General features: G+C 67.0%; 20 protein-coding genes. 19 read left to right on the top strand and 1 reads right to left on the bottom strand.

Annotation, left to right across the window (positions count from 1 at the left end):
- Positions 1-5: 5 nt before the first annotated feature.
- Positions 6-629, top strand: coding sequence for a cation transporter (locus Q7W02_23305; protein MDO8479064.1), 624 nt, complete (start codon positions 6-8; stop codon positions 627-629).
- A 202-nt stretch (positions 630-831) separates the two neighbouring features.
- Here the strand turns inward: Q7W02_23305 and Q7W02_23310 are convergent, their stop codons facing one another.
- Positions 832-1,038, bottom strand: coding sequence for a hypothetical protein (locus tag Q7W02_23310; GenBank protein MDO8479065.1), 207 nt, complete (start codon positions 1,036-1,038; stop codon positions 832-834).
- Positions 1,039-1,430: 392 nt separating this feature from the next.
- Here Q7W02_23310 and Q7W02_23315 point away from each other — a divergent pair, with 392 nt between their 5' ends.
- The 18 genes from Q7W02_23315 to Q7W02_23400 all read left to right on the top strand — a co-directional run bounded on the left by Q7W02_23315 (position 1,431) and on the right by Q7W02_23400 (position 17,487).
- Positions 1,431-3,071, top strand: a complete 1,641-nt coding sequence (locus Q7W02_23315) for a multicopper oxidase family protein (GenBank protein MDO8479066.1) — start codon at positions 1,431-1,433, stop codon at positions 3,069-3,071.
- 35 nt (positions 3,072-3,106) lie between these two features.
- The gene (locus Q7W02_23320) at positions 3,107-3,439 is read left to right on the top strand and encodes a copper-binding protein (GenBank protein ID MDO8479067.1); all 333 of its coding nucleotides are present in this window, start codon (positions 3,107-3,109) and stop codon (positions 3,437-3,439) included.
- A gap of 197 nt (positions 3,440-3,636) precedes the next feature.
- Complete coding sequence (locus Q7W02_23325; protein MDO8479068.1) at positions 3,637-3,942, top strand: cytochrome c; 306 nt, start codon at positions 3,637-3,639, stop codon at positions 3,940-3,942.
- A 190-nt stretch (positions 3,943-4,132) separates the two neighbouring features.
- Positions 4,133-4,567, top strand: a complete 435-nt coding sequence (locus Q7W02_23330) for a hypothetical protein (GenBank protein ID MDO8479069.1) — start codon at positions 4,133-4,135, stop codon at positions 4,565-4,567.
- A 19-nt stretch (positions 4,568-4,586) separates the two neighbouring features.
- On the top strand, positions 4,587-5,072 hold the full coding sequence (locus tag Q7W02_23335) for an adenylate/guanylate cyclase domain-containing protein (GenBank protein MDO8479070.1): 486 nt from the start codon (positions 4,587-4,589) through the stop codon (positions 5,070-5,072).
- The gene (locus Q7W02_23340; GenBank protein MDO8479071.1) at positions 5,054-5,284 is read left to right on the top strand and encodes a hypothetical protein; all 231 of its coding nucleotides are present in this window, start codon (positions 5,054-5,056) and stop codon (positions 5,282-5,284) included. Before Q7W02_23335 ends, Q7W02_23340 begins: the two co-directional genes overlap by 19 nt.
- 58 nt (positions 5,285-5,342) lie before the next feature.
- The gene (locus tag Q7W02_23345; GenBank protein ID MDO8479072.1) at positions 5,343-5,609 is read left to right on the top strand and encodes a hypothetical protein; all 267 of its coding nucleotides are present in this window, start codon (positions 5,343-5,345) and stop codon (positions 5,607-5,609) included.
- A gap of 268 nt (positions 5,610-5,877) precedes the next feature.
- Positions 5,878-6,675 (top strand): hypothetical protein, encoded by a 798-nt coding sequence (locus tag Q7W02_23350; protein ID MDO8479073.1) that lies wholly within the window; start codon positions 5,878-5,880, stop codon positions 6,673-6,675.
- Positions 6,672-7,262 carry a tetratricopeptide repeat protein gene (locus Q7W02_23355; protein MDO8479074.1) on the top strand — a complete coding sequence of 197 codons (591 nt, stop codon included), beginning with the start codon at positions 6,672-6,674 and terminating at the stop codon, positions 7,260-7,262. The genes Q7W02_23350 and Q7W02_23355 overlap by 4 nt, the downstream gene beginning before the upstream one ends.
- Positions 7,259-7,720, top strand: coding sequence for a hypothetical protein (locus tag Q7W02_23360; GenBank protein MDO8479075.1), 462 nt, complete (start codon positions 7,259-7,261; stop codon positions 7,718-7,720). The genes Q7W02_23355 and Q7W02_23360 overlap by 4 nt, the downstream gene beginning before the upstream one ends.
- Positions 7,721-7,871: 151 nt before the next feature.
- Positions 7,872-8,444, top strand: a complete 573-nt coding sequence (locus Q7W02_23365; GenBank protein MDO8479076.1) for a TlpA disulfide reductase family protein — start codon at positions 7,872-7,874, stop codon at positions 8,442-8,444.
- A 52-nt stretch (positions 8,445-8,496) separates the two neighbouring features.
- Entirely contained in the window at positions 8,497-8,904 is a 408-nt protein-coding gene (locus tag Q7W02_23370) for a cytochrome c biogenesis protein CcdA (GenBank protein MDO8479077.1), read from the top strand.
- 33 nt (positions 8,905-8,937) lie between these two features.
- A complete protein-coding gene (locus Q7W02_23375) occupies positions 8,938-9,309 on the top strand; it encodes a copper resistance protein CopC (GenBank protein ID MDO8479078.1) in 372 nt (123 codons plus the stop codon).
- Between the two features lie 711 nt (positions 9,310-10,020).
- Complete coding sequence (locus Q7W02_23380; GenBank protein ID MDO8479079.1) at positions 10,021-11,040, top strand: trypsin-like peptidase domain-containing protein; 1,020 nt, start codon at positions 10,021-10,023, stop codon at positions 11,038-11,040.
- Positions 11,037-11,459, top strand: a complete 423-nt coding sequence (locus tag Q7W02_23385) for a hypothetical protein (protein MDO8479080.1) — start codon at positions 11,037-11,039, stop codon at positions 11,457-11,459. The genes Q7W02_23380 and Q7W02_23385 overlap by 4 nt, the downstream gene beginning before the upstream one ends.
- Positions 11,449-14,688 carry an efflux RND transporter permease subunit gene (locus Q7W02_23390; protein ID MDO8479081.1) on the top strand — a complete coding sequence of 1,080 codons (3,240 nt, stop codon included), beginning with the start codon at positions 11,449-11,451 and terminating at the stop codon, positions 14,686-14,688. Before Q7W02_23385 ends, Q7W02_23390 begins: the two co-directional genes overlap by 11 nt.
- Positions 14,685-16,112, top strand: a complete 1,428-nt coding sequence (locus tag Q7W02_23395; GenBank protein ID MDO8479082.1) for an efflux RND transporter periplasmic adaptor subunit — start codon at positions 14,685-14,687, stop codon at positions 16,110-16,112. The genes Q7W02_23390 and Q7W02_23395 overlap by 4 nt, the downstream gene beginning before the upstream one ends.
- Positions 16,099-17,487: a TolC family protein gene (locus Q7W02_23400; protein ID MDO8479083.1), complete on the top strand. Its 1,389-nt coding sequence runs from the start codon at positions 16,099-16,101 to the stop codon at positions 17,485-17,487. Before Q7W02_23395 ends, Q7W02_23400 begins: the two co-directional genes overlap by 14 nt.
- Positions 17,488-17,557 lie beyond the last annotated feature (70 nt).

Genomic DNA, 17,557 nt, shown 5'->3' on the forward strand with positions numbered 1-17,557 from the left:
GCCTGATGGACCGCACGCGACTCTTGCAGCGCGGCGTATGGCTGGCGGTAGCGACCGTGGTCTGGAACGTCATAGAAGGCGTGATCGCTGTCGCTGCTGGCATGCTGGCGTCATCCGTGGCGCTCATCGGTTTCGGCATTGATTCGTTCGTCGAGACCGCCAGCGGGGCGGTCGTCGGATGGCGGCTCCGGGCTGAGCTGAGGGGCCGCGCAAATGAAAAACGCGCCGAGGTTCTGGAACGCCGCGCTGGCCGGATCGCCGGGGCACTCCTTCTCGGCCTCGCCGTCTACATTGTCATTGACGCTGGCCGGCGGCTTCTCGGCTTCGGCGCGGAAGCGCAGGAAAGCCGGGTTGGGATCGTGCTGACCACGATCTCCGCCGTTGTCATGCCCGCCCTGGGGTGGGCGAAGCTAGGCACCGCTAAGGCCCTCCGCAGCGGGGCGCTGCGTGCGGATGCCTACGAGACGATCACCTGCTCTTGGCTTTCAGTCACGACCCTCGCCGGACTGATCCTGAATGCGGGCCTCGGCTGGTGGTGGGCTGATCCACTGGCGGCCCTTGCGATTATCCCCTTAGCGGTCCGGGAGGGCTTGGAGGGCTGGCGCGATGAGTGCCACGTTTCAAACTGAGACACTACCCGGCGGCGCCATTTCTTGACACGAGCGGTGCCGCCCCGTATGCTCTGCTGCGATGCAAGTTTCTAGGTGTTCTCGATTCGTGCCCAAGTGGGTGCCTCTCTTCGCGGCGATTCTCATCGTCGCCGGGAACATCTTCGAGTTTTCCGGAGAAGCGCACGGTGCCACGCTGGCGCCGGAGCACCAGGGCGATCAGTCAGGTGAACCTCGCCACCACGGTGCGGCGCATCTCATCACATGCGAGAACGACGTCGTTTCCACGAGTAGCGCCCAGCCCGTCGTACATGACGCCGCAGCGTTCACGTTGAGGCTGGAAGGATTCGTCGAGCCTCTGGACGTTCGAGCCGTAGTCGTAGGCAGGCTGCCTGTACCCCTCAGCGGTCCACCTCTCTTCATCCTCCACGCTGCACTCCTGATCTAGCCGTCCGCTGTATTCTCTCATTGCCTGAGGGATACTAAGCCCGAAGAGTCTGTCTTGCGGAGTACCGTGTCCGCGTCCGCTTAGGTCATCGCCCCGGCAAGCCGCCACTCTACCCACGTTGCGAGTCCGTGCGGGCTCGCTGGAGGGTTTCATGATCGCAGGACGGCTCCTTTGGAAGGGGCTCGGCATCGCTACCGTGAGCGCCGGGTTCTCGATAGTAGGCCCTGGCATTGACGGTATCGGGCGGGGCACTCGGGCCTCCGCCACGGCGAGAAGGGGGATAGCGAGGGGCCGGCGAGCCTCGAACTCACGCCCCCATCTGTCTAGTGAATTGGGGAGCAGCCCAATGCCGGTCAGTGAGCAACCGTGACCGCATGACTCGCCTCACCCGCAGGGGGATTCTGGGCGGGGTCGGTGCGCTCGGCGTGGTCGGCATGGCGCGGCTTGCGCCCGCGGGCGAAGGCCACGGCGACGCCCGGGCCGCCGCGAGAGCGGCCGCCGAGATCGAGCGGGCCGCCGCCGATTTCTCGAACCCCCTGCGGTTGCCCGGCGCGAGCGGTCTCTACGGCGTGCTGAGGGCGACCGAGGTGCGCGAGATCCGCGTGCGGCGCACCGACCTCGCGGTGCTGCCGGGCCTCGCGTCGCCGTTCTGGGCCTACGCGGTGGAGTCGGGCGGCAAACGATTCCTCAACCCGACACTGGTGGCGCGGCGCGGGGACGAGGTGCGCGTGCGCATGGCGAACGAGCTCGACCAGCCGACGATCATCCACTGGCACGGGCTCGCCAACGACGACCGCAACGACGGTACCGGGATCTACGTCGCCGCCCCGGGCAACGCGTACGACTACGGGTTCACGGTGCGCGACCGCGCGTCGATGTACTGGTACCATCCGCATCCGCTCCACATCACCGCGCCGCAGACGTACCGCGGCCTCGCCGGGTTGTTCTTCGTCGCGGACGACGACGAAGAGGCGCTGCGGCGCGCGCTCGGCCTCGAGTTCGGCGTGACGGAGATCCCGCTTGTGCTCCAGGACAAGAGCTTCGACCACGAGGGGCGGCTCGAGTACGGCGTGCCGCGGGAAGCGATGTTCCACGGCTTCATCGGCGAGGAGATCCTGGTCAACCTCACCGCGCGGCCCGCCTTCAGCGCCGCGCGCCGCATCTACCGCTTCCGCCTCCTCAACGGCTCGAACGCGCGCAATTACCGCCTCGCGTTCCTGCAGGGCGGGCGGCGACTGGGCTTCTACCTCGTCGGCACCGACGGCGGCCTGCTCGACGCGCCCAAACGGGTCGACCAGGCATTCCTCACGCCGGCACAGCGGCTCGACGTACTGCTCGACCTGCGTGAGGCGCGCGAGGGCCGCCCGGTGGTGCTTGCCACGCTCGGCTTCGACCCGATGCACAATGAGGGCGCAATGGAAACGGGCACCCCCAAAGCCGCAGCGGCGTCGGGCGGCGGGCACGAGGGTCACGCCGGCGGCGCGATGGACGGCGAGGAGAAGCCCATCTTGAGAATCGACGTTGAACCCACATCGGGCTACGCGAAGAAGATTCCCGCGACGCTCAGCCGGCTGCCCGCGCCGCCGCCCGCCGGGGGGAAGCCGCGACGCATCGTGCTCGCCCACGACGGCAAAGGACACTGGACGATCAACGGTTGGCAGTTCGAGATGAACGCGACTCCGTTGACCGTGCGGCGCGGCGCCCGCGAGACGTGGCTGATCGAGAACAGCCGTGCGAGCATGCCGCACCCAATGCACATCCACGGCTTCCAGTTCCGCGTGCTCGAGCGACGCGGGACGCCCGCGCAGGTACGCGTCCTCGGCACCGACAGCAACGGCCTGTTGCCACAGGACCGCGGGCTGCTCGACACCGTGCTCGCGTGGCCGGGCGAGTCGGTGCGGATCGCGCTCGACTTCACGCATCCGTTCCCCGGCGACCAGACCTACATGTTCCACTGCCACAACCTCGAGCACGAGGACCTCGGGATGATGATCCAGTACGGCGTGAAGGCCTGACGACCTTGTGTTCCCCCCGAGGAAGGAGAAGCCCCATGAACCCAACGATCCTCGCCGTAGCCATGCTCGCGCTCGCGCCGGCCGCCGACCCGGCGCGCGCGCAGTCCGCTGACCCTGGGAGCCACCACTCCGGCGGGGCGCATGACGTGAAGAGCGGTACGGGAACCGGCATCGTGCAGAAGATCGACAGGAACAAGGGCACGGTGACGATCAAGCACGGCCCGCTGCCCGCGCTCGACATGCCCGGCATGACGATGACCTACCCGGTGAAGGACAAGGCGCAGCTCGCGGGGTTGAAGCCGCTGCAGAAGGTCGAGTTCGACCTCGGCTACGACGGCAAGAATTTCCTGATCATCCAGATCAAGTAGCCCTCGCTCCCTTGGCGAGGGCGTCCCGGCCTGCTCGGAGCTTCCCGACCGTCACCAGCGGCACTGAGGGCCGGTCTCAGCGGGAGCGTATGGGTACGAGGTGGATGACACGCGGAAGAATCGCCGCCGGCGTCGTGATTGTTGCACTTGCCGCGGGTATCTCTTGGTTTGTGGTGCCCAGGGAAGGAAGTCGGAACGTGGGTGTCAGCATCCCGGTGCTGTCGCCCGCCGGGCAGGCCGGAAAGTCCTCCTACGATCGAAGTTGCCTGGGATGTCACGGCGAGAACGCAGCAGGGAGTGCAACGGGACCACCCCTGGTCCACCGCGTTTACCATCCGGCGCATCACGCCGACATCGCCTTCGAGCTGGCGGTCCGGCGGGGAGTGCGCGCGCACCACTGGCGTTTTGGGGACATGCCCCCTCAGCCGATGCTACCCTCCCAAGAGCTGGCGCAGATAACCCGCTATATCCGCGAGCTACAGCAGGCGAACGGGATCTATTGACGAGGATCCTCCATGGGAATGCGCTGGTTTGAGGAATGGGCGGTGAACTTCTTCTCAGGGTTCTACCTTTGCTGGTACCTCCTCCCCCGACTACGAACCCTGATCGACGGCCCCCTGGCAGGAAGGGGCCTGGTCCTGGGCCCCGGAATCGGACGGGAGACAAGCTATACCGACAGGAGGACCACGACAGATGGCAGCCGTTCACCGATCCATTGTCCGGCCCGCGCTTCTCGGGGTGGTCGCGGCAGCGGGCACGTTCGGGCTGCTGGGGACCGTCTTCGCCTTGTGGGAGAATCCACTGTTCGTCCGGATGACCCCGGTAGGCGATCTCGAGATGGCGTTGCTCGCTTTGATGTCGGTTCTTACTGGCGTGTATGTGATGGTGAAGGTCCCGGCCTGTTCGACGGGTTCGGCAGGACTCGGCGGCGTTCTGGGGTTTCTGGGAATCGCGTGCCCGACCTGCAACAAGATTCTCATGCTGTTGTTCGGCGGCGAAGCGCTTCTGACGTACTACGAACCTGTCCGGATCTACGTTGCGGTCGCGGGGGCTTCGGTTCTCGCGGCGGCCGTCGTTCACCAGATGTGGCGGCGCCTTGTCGTGGTGGGACCCGCGCAATCGGATTGAGGCTGCCGGCCTCTGCGCGGTGGACCTGACGACCATTCGCGAGGGAGCTGTGGGAGCCGCGCAGGAGGTCGAAGTCGCGTTCCTGATGGCCGATCTGTCCGGTTTCACCGCGCTTACCGAGACGCACGGGGACATGCATGCAGCCATCGTCGCCATGCGGTATGCCGAGATCGCCCAGTCGGCCCTCGATTCCCGCGCCCGCCTTGTCGAGCGGGTCGGCGATCAAGTGCTGATCGTGGCCCCCGACGGGGCTAGCGCCGTGCGCACGGCGATGAGCGTGTTCGAGGCGATCGAGCGGGAACCGCTGCTCCCCTCGTTGCGCGCGGGCATCCATGGCGGCCGAGTCGTCGAGCAGGATGGGCGGTACTTCGGCAGGGCGCTGAATCTGAGGGCGCGCGTGACGGCGCATGCGAGAGCCGGCCAGATCCTGTGCACCGAGCGGGCGGCTGAGGAGCCCATTTCGGCCGAGAGTGTGGAGATCTGCCGATGCCTGTGCGTCCGGTGAAGGTGCTTGCGCAGGTCGCCGGTGGCATCGTGGAGGCCATCCGCGCTCGGCCGACGGCGTTCTGGATGGTTGTGCTCGGCGTCTTGATGCTCAGCCTGATTCTGCCAGTGGTGGTGCTCTCGGTGGCTCGGGGCCCGTTCAACCACTTGACGTTCAAGCTGGTGGGCGCGTCCCGCGCCGGCCAACGCCGAGCGGCGATCGCAGGAGCGTGACAAGAAATTGACAGGCGCGACGAGCCATGATATCGGGGAAGGTACCTGAGAGGGGTATATGAAGCGAGTGTTGATGATCGTCCTGCTGTGTATCGTGATGGCCGGGCTGGTCGCCTGTGCGGCGCATGGCGATCGCTGGCTCGGCGAGGAATCAACCGCCGCGGTTTCCCACGTGCTGGGCTGCGGCGTGCCCCTGGTGACGGCTGCCTTTGCGGCAGCTCTCCCGTTCCTGCCGCTGATGGGCAGGTTGGCGCCCCAGCCCGATCCACGGCGACCGCTCCGCCGGCCTGTCTTCTTCTTCCAGCCTCCCGAGTATTCCTCGTAGTCCTCTCCCTCGCCGCTGTCCCGCGTCCACCTCGGGACAGCCGGCGTGAGAGATCCGTCCAGCTTGATTCCTGAGTGACGAAGCGGCAGCGCTAGTCTCTGCACCTCCCGCGGAGGCCCGGATCATCGGGTGCTGGGACAGCGCGCTCCTGGTCGCACACGCGGCGCCAGCTCAGCCGTTCACAGAGGAGGCGTATCGATGCTCGTTCAGTGCGAGGTCAGACAGGTGCAGTGCCCGGTGTCCGGCCGGTGCGATCCCGAGGCGGCTTTTGTCTAGAGCGCTCGCCCTCCAGGCGCTCCTCATCACGATACTGGCGGCCAACGCGTGGTGGCTCGTCTTCGGCTCCGGGATGGGCCCGGCCGACTCGTTGCTGGCCGGCCAGGTGCTGCTGGCCGGGGTGGTCGGCGGAGCGGCTGTCGCGCTTTCCCGCGGCGCCCTGCTGGTCCTCGCGCCGTTGGCCGCGGTTGTCGCCGACTCCGTCAGGGGCGACGCGAGAGCTTCCGGAACCTTCCGGCGCCGGGCCGTGAGGGGGGCGGGGTTTATGGCGGGGTTTGCTGCCGCCTTCGTGGTGGTGATCAGGGGCACGCCCGGAGCCGCGGCCGGCCTGGTGCACAGATCCGACCGCGTCATCGACCTCGGCGCCGGGGCGGTGCTTCTGCTCTACGGCATGGGCGTAGTGGCCCGGCCGGCCAGGGGCTCCAAGAATGTCGGAGGTCGGCGGCACCGGCGGCGGTGGATCGGTCCGGCCAGATGTTGCGTTCTCGGGTCTGTCGTCGGGCTGCTCCTGGCTCATGAGCTCGATCCGCTGTACGACTCCGTATTCTTCCTCACGGGCAACGGCGTCGCCGCCTCTCATGCGCCGCTCACGGTGGCGGCGTTCACGCTCGGGCTGAGCCTCGTCGTGCTGAGCCTGACTGGCCTGGCGCTGATGCCGGTCGGCCATCCGATGGTCGGGGGCTGGAACTCGGGTGGGCTCAGCGTGGCCGGCGGGCTCGCGACGGCCGTGCTCGGAGCCGCGGTCCTGGCAGGCCGGTTCTCGGCGATCCGAGCGATGCTGCTGTCATGAGGCGCGGCAGCAGTCCGTTCCGCATGGTTCTGTTTTCGGCGCTGTTGGTCGGGTTCGGCGCGCTGCTCGGCCTGTCGATCCGCTCGTTCATCCAGCCGCGTATGGAGGGCATGACGATGACGGGTGGGCCGGGCGGCGGTACCCCGGGGATGCCGATGCCTTCCCCGGCGCCTGTTGCCGGGGTCCGGGCGGCCGATCTGGCGGCGGCCCATGCCGACGTCGAAGCGGGACGGTTCGTTCAGGCCATTCCGGTCTATGAACGGATCCTTCGAGAGGACCCGCACAACCTGGAAGCACTGATCCACCTCGGCGTGTCCCTGGCCGGCATCGGTCGCGTGGAGCAGGGGCTGGCGCAGCTGGATCGGGCGCTTGCCATGGACCCGGATAACCTCCACGCGCTCTGGAGCAAGGGGCAGACACTGTTCGACATCAAGGGCGATCATGCGGCTTCGATTCCCGTGTGGGAGCGGATCGCCTCGCTGATGCCCGACTCCCCAGACGGCGTCACCGCCCGCGGCTACGTGCTCCGGGCGCGGGAGCGGCTCAAGGGCTCGCAGGGCGCGCCACCTGCGAAGAAATCGCCATGAGCAAGAGCGAGGAACGGCGCATCAGGAAGGAGAAGAAGCTCCAGGAACGGCTCGCCGCCGGGCGCCGAAGAAGCGATGGACGGCTCGGACGGCACTGGAGTCTGTACGCGGCCCTTGGCCTGCTGGCCGCAGGAGGTGGCGCCCTTGTCGTGACGCAGGGGGTGACGGCCAAAGTCTACCCGCTCACCGGCATGCAGGACCACGTCGAGTCCTATCCGCCATGCCGGATCTGTGGCCAGGGGATTCCGGAGGCGATCCAGCGGCACATTCTGGAGCGTCGGGAGCCCGGGGAGCCGACGGATCGCCCCGGGATCCTGGTTCAATACAACTGCGCTTCATGCCCCGAGGTCGTGGCGAAGCTGACGCGAATCGTGGAGCGGTATCCGAGGGGCGTTTACTCTGCTCCGTATCCCCGGATGAGTCCGCGGATCGCGCTGGTACCGGGAGCTCATGGCTGAGGACTTCGTGATCCTTGCGGTGGATCTGGATGAGAGCCCTAAGGTCGCGGCCAGGTTTCGGACCAGCTGGTCACGGTGATCGCGGCGGTCGGTGCTTCTCTGGGAGTTGTCCGGCGCGGGCGACGCTGCGTCGCCGCGGGAGGTCATTGTGATGAGACCTGAGCGGTCGGTGATCTCGCGGTTCGTGAGGGTGATCGGCTGTCTTGGGCTCGCCGCCGCTCTCGTCGCGCCGGCGACGTCGCTGGCGGTCAGTGAGGAAGTCCGCAGCCTATTGCGGGAACTGTTCATCCAGGTGCCGTCACGCGAGGTCGGTGCGCCTCCGTTTGTGCTCCCTGATGTGAAGGGGGCGTCAGTCCGGCTTGCCGATTACAAGGGCCGGGCGGTAATGATCTATTTCTGGACCACCTACTGACCCCACTGCACGAGGGAGTTGCCCTCGATGAACGCGCTGTACGAGGAGTTCAAGGGACGTGGCTTCGTCCTCCTGCTCGTGAACATGGGAGAGGATCCCGAGATCGTTCGCCGCGCGGTGAAGGCACGGGGCTACAGCGCGCCCGTCGTGCTTGACTCGGACCGGGAGGTATCGGACGCCTACGTCGTTACCGCGACCCCGACGGTGTACATCCTGGACCGGCGCCTTCAGATCGTCGGGCGGGCGGTCGGCCGCCGAGACTGGGCCGGGGAGCCGGGTCGCCGGCTGATCGCTGCGCTCCTCAGGCCATGAACATCTCGCTGATCGTGGCTGCGGGTGCGGGGCTGCTGTCCTTCCTCTCTCCGTGCGTCCTGCCGCTCGTGTCGTCGTATTTAGCCTTTGTCGCAGGGGCATCCCTCGGCGACCCTCGGCGCCGGCCAAGCGGGGCGCGGCGGGGTGTGGTTGTGCTGACGCTCTGGGCTTCATCGTGGGGTTCTCTTTGATATTCGTCGCCATGGGTTCGGCCGTGAGTCTTGCCGGGGGGTGGCTGATCGCTTACCGGGGTCTCGTGCAGAAGATCGGTGGGATCTTGATCATCCTCTTCGGTTTGCACCTTATCGGAGTCCTGCGCATCCCCTTCCTCATGCGCCGGCTCCAGCTTCCGCTCTCGAGCAAGCCCGCGGGGGTCCTCGGGTCCGTCCTGACGCTCGCGGGGACGGCGCAGACGGTGGGCGACGGAAATGGCTGCTCGAGCGCCTGTGACCAGGGCTGACGGGCCACGAGGCGGGTGCGACCCGAAGTTGCCATGAGCACGCGCGCCTTGCGCCGGTGCCACGTAAAGGTCACCTCGCGCGGCGTGCGGCTCCTGGCGCTACTCGTGCTTCTCGGCGCGCCGGGTCCGGCAGTGGCGCACGGGATTCTCCTCGACTCGAAACCGAAGGCCGGGGAAACCACCCCGCTCGGAGTGTCTCTGGTCGAGCTGCGCTTCAACGTCCGGATCGAGCAGGGGCTGTCGAAGCTGCGGCTCACCGGACCATCCGGACAGGACGTGCCGCTCCTAGGAGGACCGGCGAAGTCGGCCGGCTTGGCGCAGCTCACGGCGGCTCCCCCGCCGCTCGCGCCGGGCCTCTACACGGTGCACTGGCGGATCTTCACGGCTGACGGGTACCTCACCTGAACAACCGGGGTCCACAGGGGGCGTGGCCTAGTCTTTTGTGCTGTGAGCATCCCGGTGGCCAGGACACGCCAATCCGAGCGAGGGCGACCGTCACTGACACCCTGGTGGCCGCTCGCATGGGGCGGCACGGCACCATGGTGGGGCCGATGCGCCCCGGCCGCACGCTGGGCGAGTCCTGGGCCGTCTCCCCTCTTTTCTTTGATTTCCCGTAGCTTACGGCGCGCTCATGATTCGAAGTAGCGTGGCACCCGCCTTGCTCTATACTTCGGATAAGGGATTTCATGTGGAACCGTGATCTTCTCGGGCCGTCGTGCAACAGGGCAGCGATAGTTGCCCTCGTCCTGCTCATGCTCGGCGCAGGTCTGTGCTGTGTCGGCCAGGACGGCATGGGCGATCAGGCGATGCCCCAGGATCTCTGCGCCCTTGTTCTCCTGGTTCCGGCGGTTATCCTGCCGCTAGCCGGACTCCTTCCTCACGGGCTCGCCGCGAGTCTCGGGCGGCCCGCGTTCGCCGTAGTTGCGCTCTCTGTCCCCAAGCCCCCTCCTCGTCGAAGCCGCTTCGCGTAGTTCCTGATCGTCTGATCTCGTCTCGCTGAGCCGTGGCGGGAGCTCTGCCGGCTCGCAGGGTTTCCTCCTGCGAGCGCGGAGGTGGGTCGTCCCGAGCCAGTGGCACGAGGTCACTCCGAGCACCCTGCAGTCCCGAGGAGGAGTCATGCAGCATCGGTCGTCCATTGGAGTGGTCGTTTTGGCAGGTGCCGCCATGCTCGCGAGCGTCACGGGTGCCGAGTCCCGCTCGCACGACGCCGGCAGCTCGCTCGTACCGCGCATCGTGGCGCGGGCGTTGCCCGCCGTCGTGAGCATCACGACGCGCCGGATCGACTACGACCAGTTCAACCAGCCGGCGTCGACTCGCGGGCTGGGCTCGGGCTTTCTCCTCGACCGTTCGGGGCACGTGTTGACGAACAATCATGTGGTCGAAGGAGCCGAGGAGATCAAGGTGGCGTTGACCGACGGGCGGGTCTTCCGGGCGGCCATGGTCGGGGCCGATCGGTTCAACGATCTGGCGGTCCTCAAGATCGAGGGCAGGGACCTCCCCGCGCTGCGGCTCGGGGCCTCGTCCAAGCTCGCCGTGGGCGAGACCGTCGTGGCGATCGGAAGCCCGCTCTGGATCGAGGGCGGGCCGACCGTGACGGCCGGCGTGGTGAGCGCACTTGGGCGAAGCATGGAGCAGCCCGGGCTGCCGATGCTCCACAACCTCATCCAGACCGATGCCGCCATCAATCCCGGCAACTCCGGCGGCCCCCTCTTGAATCTCAGGGGTGAGGTCGTCGGGATCAACACGGCGGTGATCGCCTCCGCCCACGGCATCGGGTTCGCCATGTCGACAAGCACCATCAAGCCGATCGTCGCGACGCTACTGGCCCACGGCCGGGTCGCGCGCGCCTCCCTCGGCGTCGTGGCCGTCAGCGTGACGCCTCAGGTAGCCTACGCCAATGAGCTGCCGATGGAGCGGGGCGCGCTCGTCGTCCGCGTCGAGCCGGGCGGAGGGGGTGAGGCCGCGGGACTTCAGGCCGGAGATGTCATCACCGCCATCTCCGGGAAGCCCGTCCGGGACCTGCATCAGCTTCACGAGGTGCTGTCGCGACGTCGCGTCGGCGAGGCCATCGAGATCTCGGTGTGGCGGGAGGGCCAGGCCCTGACGCTCCAGCCGGTCTTGAGGGAGGAGTCATGAGCTTCATGAAGCTGGTTGCTCGCGCCGCTCTCGCGGTGGTGCTGATCGCGGGGGTTGCACGAGTGTCGCCCGCGTGGCCCGCGGACGAGGAGATCGTGATTCGGGCGAACGCGATCGAGCCGCACGTATTCCGCGCGACGATGGGCCAGCGCGTCAACTTCGTCAAGCGCGTCGACTTGCCCGTTCACGTGGAGTTCGGCCTGGACCCCACGCAGCACCACGTCGTCCAGATCCCGTGGAACGGCCCCATATGGGCCGTGTTCCATCGCCCCGGGACGCACCCCTACGTCGTGCACATCTACGCCACGAAGACGACCACGACCCTGCACGGGATCGTGGAGGTGGTCGAGGATCCTCAGCGCCCGTGGGCGCCGGGAACGTGCGGTGCGGTCGTGATGGGGGACTGCATTGAGCCCTGACCCGACGACCGATCGAGCTGCGCCGGGACGCGGCCGCGGCAACATCAGCCGCTGGTCCATCGAGCACCCGTATATCGTCGTCGCCTTCTACCTGGGCGTGGCGGTGCTCTCCGCGCTCGTCATCTTCTTCCAGATGCCGCGCCGGATGATGCCGTACGTGGAGAGCCCGATGGTGGCCGTGGTGTCCATGATGCCGGGGCTCTCGGCCGAGGAGATGGAGATCTACTTCTCCAAGCCCATCGAGGAGCGGATGGTGGACCTCAAGAACGTCCACTTCGTCCGCTCGACATCCCAGGAGGCGTTCTCGATCGTCACCGTGGAATTCTGGTACGGCACGGACATGAAGAAGGCGCTCTTCGATATCCAGTCGCTGATGAACGTCGTCCAGGCGGACCTTCCGATGACAGGATCCAACCTGAAGCCGTCCTGGGTGCTGCCCATCGACCCGCTCAACATCCCGGTCCTGTCCCTGGCCGTGACCGCAGAGGGCTACGACCGCGTGCAGCTCCGCACCCTCGTCGAGAACGAGGTTGTCAACCGGCTCAAGGGTGTCAAGAACGTCTACTCCGTGGTGCCGTTCGGCGGCCAGAAGCTCCAGATGCAGGTCATCGTGGACCGGGAGCGGCTCGCGGCCTACAAGATGACCCTCCTCGACCTCAAGGGCGCGCTGGACATGCAGAACGTGTCGCGCCCGGCGGGAACGCTGACCTACCAAGACCGCGAGCTCCTGGTGCGGAGCGACTTCCGCGCCCGCGCGCCGGAAGAAGTCGCGGGCTACCCCATCGCCAGCACGGAGGGGCGGACCGTGTATCTCCGGGACGTGGCGGAGGTCATGAACGCGCCCCGCGAGCAGCGCAGCCTCTACCGGCTCAACGGGAAGGAGGCGGTGGAGGTCTCGGTCATCCAGCAGCCGGACGCCAGCTCGGTGCAGGTGATCAAGGACGTCAAGGCAAAGCTCGAGGAGATCCGGCAGGACTTCCCGCGCCTCAGATTCGAGACGGCGTACGACAACGGCACGTTCGTCGGCTTTCTCCTGGACAACATGGTGGAGGAGCTGGTCGTGGCTGTTCTCCTCACGGGAATTGTTGTCCTGTTCTTCCTCGGGAACATTCGGGGCACGCTGATCTCGGTCATCACGATTCCGGTCTCGCTCGGCATGGCGCTGCTCGCCATGGTGCCCTTCGGGATGACGCTCAACAGCTCGACGCTGATCGGCCTCCTGCTGTCCATCGGCCGTCTCGTGGACGATTCGATCATCGACATTCACTCGATCGAGCGGCACCTGCGCATGGGCAAGTCTCCCAAGGAGGCCGCGATCGACGGCATCAGCGAGGTCCGGCTGGCCGTGCTGGCGATCACCTTCATGCTCTGCGTGGCCCTCCTGCCGCTGGCGTTCTCCGGCGGGATCGTCCAGTACATGTTCGAGGGCATCGTCTGGGCCATCATCCTGGCGTTGCTGTCCTCGGCCCTCGTGTCTTTCACGCTCACGGCGCTCCTCGCGGCACATCTCTTCGCGCCGCACAGCGAGGAGGCGGAGCGGCGGAGGACCTGGTTCGAGCGCGGGCTGATCGACCCGTTTCAGCGGTTTCTCGAGCGGCTGGAGGCCCGCTACCGCGGTGGCCTGGCATGGTCCATCCGGAACCGATTCACCGTGTTCATGGGTGCGGCGGCGCTGATCCTGGCGGGCGTGGCGCTCTACCCGCGCATCGGCAGCGAGATGATGCCGCTGGCGGACGTGTCGCAGGCCTTCGTCCAGCTCGAGGCAGCGCCGGGGACCTCCTTCGCGCGGACCTCGGAGATCGCCGCCGAGGTCGAGCGGCTCCTCCTCAAGCAGCCCGAGGTTGTCAAGGTGTCCTCCGAGGTGGGCTTCGAGCCCGGCGGCACGTATTTCACCGGCTACAGCATGGGCTCGGTGAACTCGGCCTTCATGATGGTGACCTTGGTGGACTCGTCGAAGCGGAATCGGAACATCTGGCAGGTCGTCGATCAGGTGCGCAACCAGGCAATGGGCAGTATTCCGGGCATCCGCCGCCTGGCCATCAAAGAGATGGGTGCCGACGTGATGGCCTCGAGCGCCGCCCCGATCCAGGTGATCTTCTTCGGCCCGGATCTGGAAAAGCTGTCGGAGATCGGCGAGCAGGCGCGGCGGCTCGCCGAAGAGATCCCCGGTTTTTATCAAGTGACCACGTCGTGGGCGCAGACGCTGCCTCAGCTGCACGTGGTCGTGGACCGCGCCCGGGCGCAGGAGATCGGGCTCAGCGTGGCGGACGTGGCCGACCAGGCCTACTACGCCCTTAAGGGCGGCCTCACGAATGAGTTCTACCGGCTCGATAACAAGCGGCAGTTCACGATCCTGGTCCGGTACCGGGGCGACCAGCGCCGCGACCAGGGGGACCTCGAGCAGGTCAAGATCGTGGGCAAGAAGGGCGAGGTCGTCCCACTGAGCTCTGTGGCCCGGATCGAGGAGCGTCGGGGCCCCACGCTCATCGAGCACGACAACTTCCGCCGGGTCGTCTCGGTGCTCGGCTTCTACCGCAAAGGCGGCCCCTCGAGCATGGAGCTGTCCATGGATCTCCTCATGGCGGCCCACGAGAAGATCAATTTCCCACCAGGCTACGGCGTCGAGCTGCGCGGGGACATGACCCAGATGGAGGAGTCGTTCCAGCGCCTCCTGCGCGGGCTCTACCTGGCTCTCATCTTCATGTTCCTTCTCCTCGTGGCCCAGTTCAGAAGCCTCATCGAGCCCTTCAACATGATCTTTTCCCTGTCGCTGATCCTGACAGGGATCCTCGGCGGGCTGCTGCTGGCCCACCAGACTTTCTCGACAGTGTCGATCCTCGCCGTCGTCATCCTGACCGGCATGATGATGACCGTCGCCGTCCTCATGATCGATCTCGTGCTGCGTCTGCGGGCCGAGGGGATGGAGCGGGATGAGGCGATTCTCACGGCCGGGCCGATCCGCCTCCGGCCGATTCTCATGACGTCGTTGATCAGCATCGTGGTGCTGATTCCCGTGGCCTTCTTCCCGAGGACCGGCATCGACGCCTACGCGCCCTTGGCCACCGTGGTGATCGGCGGGCTGACCATGGGCACGGTGCTGGCGCTCTTCGTGGTGCCGGTGCTGCACACGTATACGGACGACCTCACGAAGCTGGCGATGGCAGGGCTCCGGCGGCTGCGCGGCCGGGGCATTGAGCACGGCGGCACCAATACCAGGAGGGATCCATGAAGCTCGGTAGAACCGAGGACGGCGAGGAGCTCGAAGTCGGCCCGGAGCGCGCCGGCGGGGACGGGTGGCGCCGCCGAATCGCCACCCGAGACGGCGGCTCGAGGGTCTTGAAGCTGGTCATGCTCCTGACCCTCATTGCCGCGGGCGCCTGGGCTTTGTACGCCAATCTCCGGCCGGATCGGCCCGCCATGGATATGAACATGCGCATCACATCCGGCGCCACGCCCTTCCCTGTCGTGATCATGCCGGTGGAGCGGGGGCCGATCGCTGGCACGGTGGTGTACACGGGCAGTGTGGCGCCCTTCAACGAGGAAGACATCTACCCCCGCGTCACCGGTCGGATCGTGGAGATGCTCGTGTACCCCGGCGATGCCGTACGGCCCGGCCAGGTGCTGGCCCGTCTCGACAGCGTCGAGCTTTCCTCGCGCGTCCGGGAAGCCGAGGCCGCCCTGGCTGCGGCCCGGTCGACCCGGGTCCAGATGGAGAAGGAGCTGGCAATGACCGAGGCCGAGGCCGGCTACGCGCGCGGGGTGGCCGCACGGACCGAGCGCCTCTTCAACACGGGGGCTGTGTCGAAGCAGGAGGATGAGAGCGATCGCGCCCTGGCCGCGACCGCCGAGGCGAAGCTGGAGGCCGCTCGCGCCAAGCTCCACGCCGCGGAGGCCATGCTGGCGCAGGGCGAGGCCGCGTCCCGCACCGCAACCATCGTCCGCAACTACTCTGACATCGTGTCCTCCACCTCGGGCTACGTGGTCAAGCGCCTCGTCGCGCCCGGCGTCCTCGTACAGCCGGGTACGGTCATCCTCAAGGTGGCGCAGATCGACAAGGTCCGCCTGCAGGCCAATGTTGGCGAGAAGGACCTCGGATCGATTCGGGTTGGCTCGCCGGTGCAGGTGACGACCGCGGCGGCCGGTCAGCCACCACTCACCGCGACCGTGACGGCCGTCTTCCCGTTCGTCGAGCAGGGCCCGCGGACTGCCGTCATCGAGGCTCTCGTGGACAACGCGGGGCGCCGGCTCCTCCCAGGGCAGTACGTCACGATGCAGTTCGCAACCGGTCAACGGGAACAGGCGTTCATCGTCCCGGCCTCAGCCATTGTCCGGATGGGTGGCAAGGCGACCCTCTGGGTCGTCAAGGATGGACGGGCGGAGCCTCGCGAGGTCGTGACCGGGCTTAGGAACGCCGAGCGCGTGGAGATCACTGAAGGCCTCACGGGGGCCGAGCGTCTCGTCGCTCGCGGCCAGGACGGTCTCTACGCGGGCGCGAAGGTCAGCGAAGTTCCGGCGTCGGCTCCGCCGGCCGTTCCGACGGCGACGCCGAAACAGGAAAGCCCCGCGACGCCCGAGATGAAGGACATGCCCGGAATGAAGGGGTCGACTGACGCACCTACCAAGCCCAAGGAGGGAACCCATGCCGGTCACTGAGCTCCGCTGCGTCCGCCAAGTGACGCGCTTCGCGGCCTTCGCAAGCTGCCTCGTGCTGACCTGTGCGGCATCCACGGGAGCGCAGCCGCTCCCCCGGGTCGAAGGACCGCTCACCATGGAGCAAGCCGTCGAGCTGGCGCGGGGAAAGAGCCTCCGCGTCAAGGCCAGCGACGCCGATTCGCGCACCATGGACTCGATGCGGCGTGAGGCGCTGGCGCCCTTCTGGCCCCAGGCATCGGCCAACGGGTACTTCAACAACCAGCGGATGGCCCCGAACGTATACACCTCTGCAGGCAATACCATGGCTCGCAACTACCAGGTCTTCAACGCCGACCAGACCCGTGATGGGAACATGACGCTGATGTATTCGGTTTTCTCCGGCGGCCGTGACTACTACGGCTACAAGGCGGCGGCGGCGAGGGCTGATGCCGCGCGGCACATGCTGAAGGGCACCGAGCTGGACGTCGCCATGCAGGCGCGCCTGGACTACATCGCCGTGCTTCGCGAGAGCGAGAATGAGCGGGTGACGGGCGAGCTTCGGCGAGACGTGGAGGAGCGGCTCCGCCTGGGCCGGGAGATGTTCGAGGCCGGGCGCACGCCACGCTACTACCTGCTCCGGGACGAGGCGGAGCTCGCCAACGCGGTCCAGATGGATGCGACGGCCCACAGCCGGGTTGAGATAGCGCTGGTGGCGCTCAAGACCACCATGGGCGTTGATCTCTCATCCCCGATCACGCCGGCAGACAAGCTCGAGTTCACCCCCGTTGCGCTCTCGATCGACGAAGGCATCCGCCAGGCGAGCGACACGCACCCGGATCTCAAGGCGGCAGTCAAGCAGCGCGAAGCCGGCGCCGCCGAGGTGCGGGCCGCCTACGGCAACTATTTCCCGCAGGTATCCGTGGGCTATATGTACGACTGGGCCTGGATGAAGAACCGGTCCTGGGAGTCCCAGGCCGAGGGGCTCAGATCGACCGGCAACAACTCCGAGGGCTACTCGGTCGGCGTCGTCGTCACGCTGCCGATCTTCGACGGATTCGCCAGGGAGAACGCGCTCAAGACGGCCAAGGCCAAGCTCGACAAGGCCGTCCAGTCGGAGGGCCTCGTGCGCCAGCAGATTGCGAAGGAGGTCAACCAGGCTGTGCTCCTGCTCACCGCGGCCGAGAAGAGCGTCGAAGCGAGCCGCAAGGGCCTGGAGCAGTCGGAAGAGGAGTTCCGGATCGTCAAGGAGCGGTTCTGGGCCGGCCGGGGAATCCAGCTCGAGATCCTGGACGCACAGGTAAGCCTGACCCGGGCGGGTTTCAACGCGGTCGCCGCGCTCGCGGACTACAACAGCGCGCTGGCCATGTGGCTCAAGGCGACGGGACGGGTGCGGTGATCGATGTCATTCTGCCGACAGTGAAAACTCACGTTCACACGGGCACGGTGGTTGGGGAGTAGCGCGGACT

The organism is Candidatus Rokuibacteriota bacterium, assembly GCA_030647435.1.
Classification (GTDB): domain Bacteria; phylum Methylomirabilota; class Methylomirabilia; order Rokubacteriales; family CSP1-6; genus AR37.

Bases quoted from the DNA above. Each gene is read 5' to 3' on its own strand.
- Q7W02_23305 (MDO8479064.1), top strand. From the start codon at position 6: ATGGACCGCACGCGACTCTTGCAGCGCGGCGTATGGCTGGCGGTAGCG.
- Q7W02_23315 (MDO8479066.1), top strand. From the start codon at position 1,431: ATGACTCGCCTCACCCGCAGGGGGATTCTGGGCGGGGTCGGTGCGCTC.
- Q7W02_23320 (MDO8479067.1), top strand. From the start codon at position 3,107: ATGAACCCAACGATCCTCGCCGTAGCCATGCTCGCGCTCGCGCCGGCC.
- Q7W02_23330 (MDO8479069.1), top strand. From the start codon at position 4,133: ATGGCAGCCGTTCACCGATCCATTGTCCGGCCCGCGCTTCTCGGGGTG.
- Q7W02_23340 (MDO8479071.1), top strand. From the start codon at position 5,054: ATGCCTGTGCGTCCGGTGAAGGTGCTTGCGCAGGTCGCCGGTGGCATC.
- Q7W02_23345 (MDO8479072.1), top strand. From the start codon at position 5,343: ATGAAGCGAGTGTTGATGATCGTCCTGCTGTGTATCGTGATGGCCGGG.
- Q7W02_23355 (MDO8479074.1), top strand. From the start codon at position 6,672: ATGAGGCGCGGCAGCAGTCCGTTCCGCATGGTTCTGTTTTCGGCGCTG.
- Q7W02_23360 (MDO8479075.1), top strand. From the start codon at position 7,259: ATGAGCAAGAGCGAGGAACGGCGCATCAGGAAGGAGAAGAAGCTCCAG.
- Q7W02_23375 (MDO8479078.1), top strand. From the start codon at position 8,938: ATGAGCACGCGCGCCTTGCGCCGGTGCCACGTAAAGGTCACCTCGCGC.
- Q7W02_23380 (MDO8479079.1), top strand. From the start codon at position 10,021: ATGCAGCATCGGTCGTCCATTGGAGTGGTCGTTTTGGCAGGTGCCGCC.
- Q7W02_23385 (MDO8479080.1), top strand. From the start codon at position 11,037: ATGAGCTTCATGAAGCTGGTTGCTCGCGCCGCTCTCGCGGTGGTGCTG.
- Q7W02_23395 (MDO8479082.1), top strand. From the start codon at position 14,685: ATGAAGCTCGGTAGAACCGAGGACGGCGAGGAGCTCGAAGTCGGCCCG.
- Q7W02_23400 (MDO8479083.1), top strand. From the start codon at position 16,099: ATGCCGGTCACTGAGCTCCGCTGCGTCCGCCAAGTGACGCGCTTCGCG.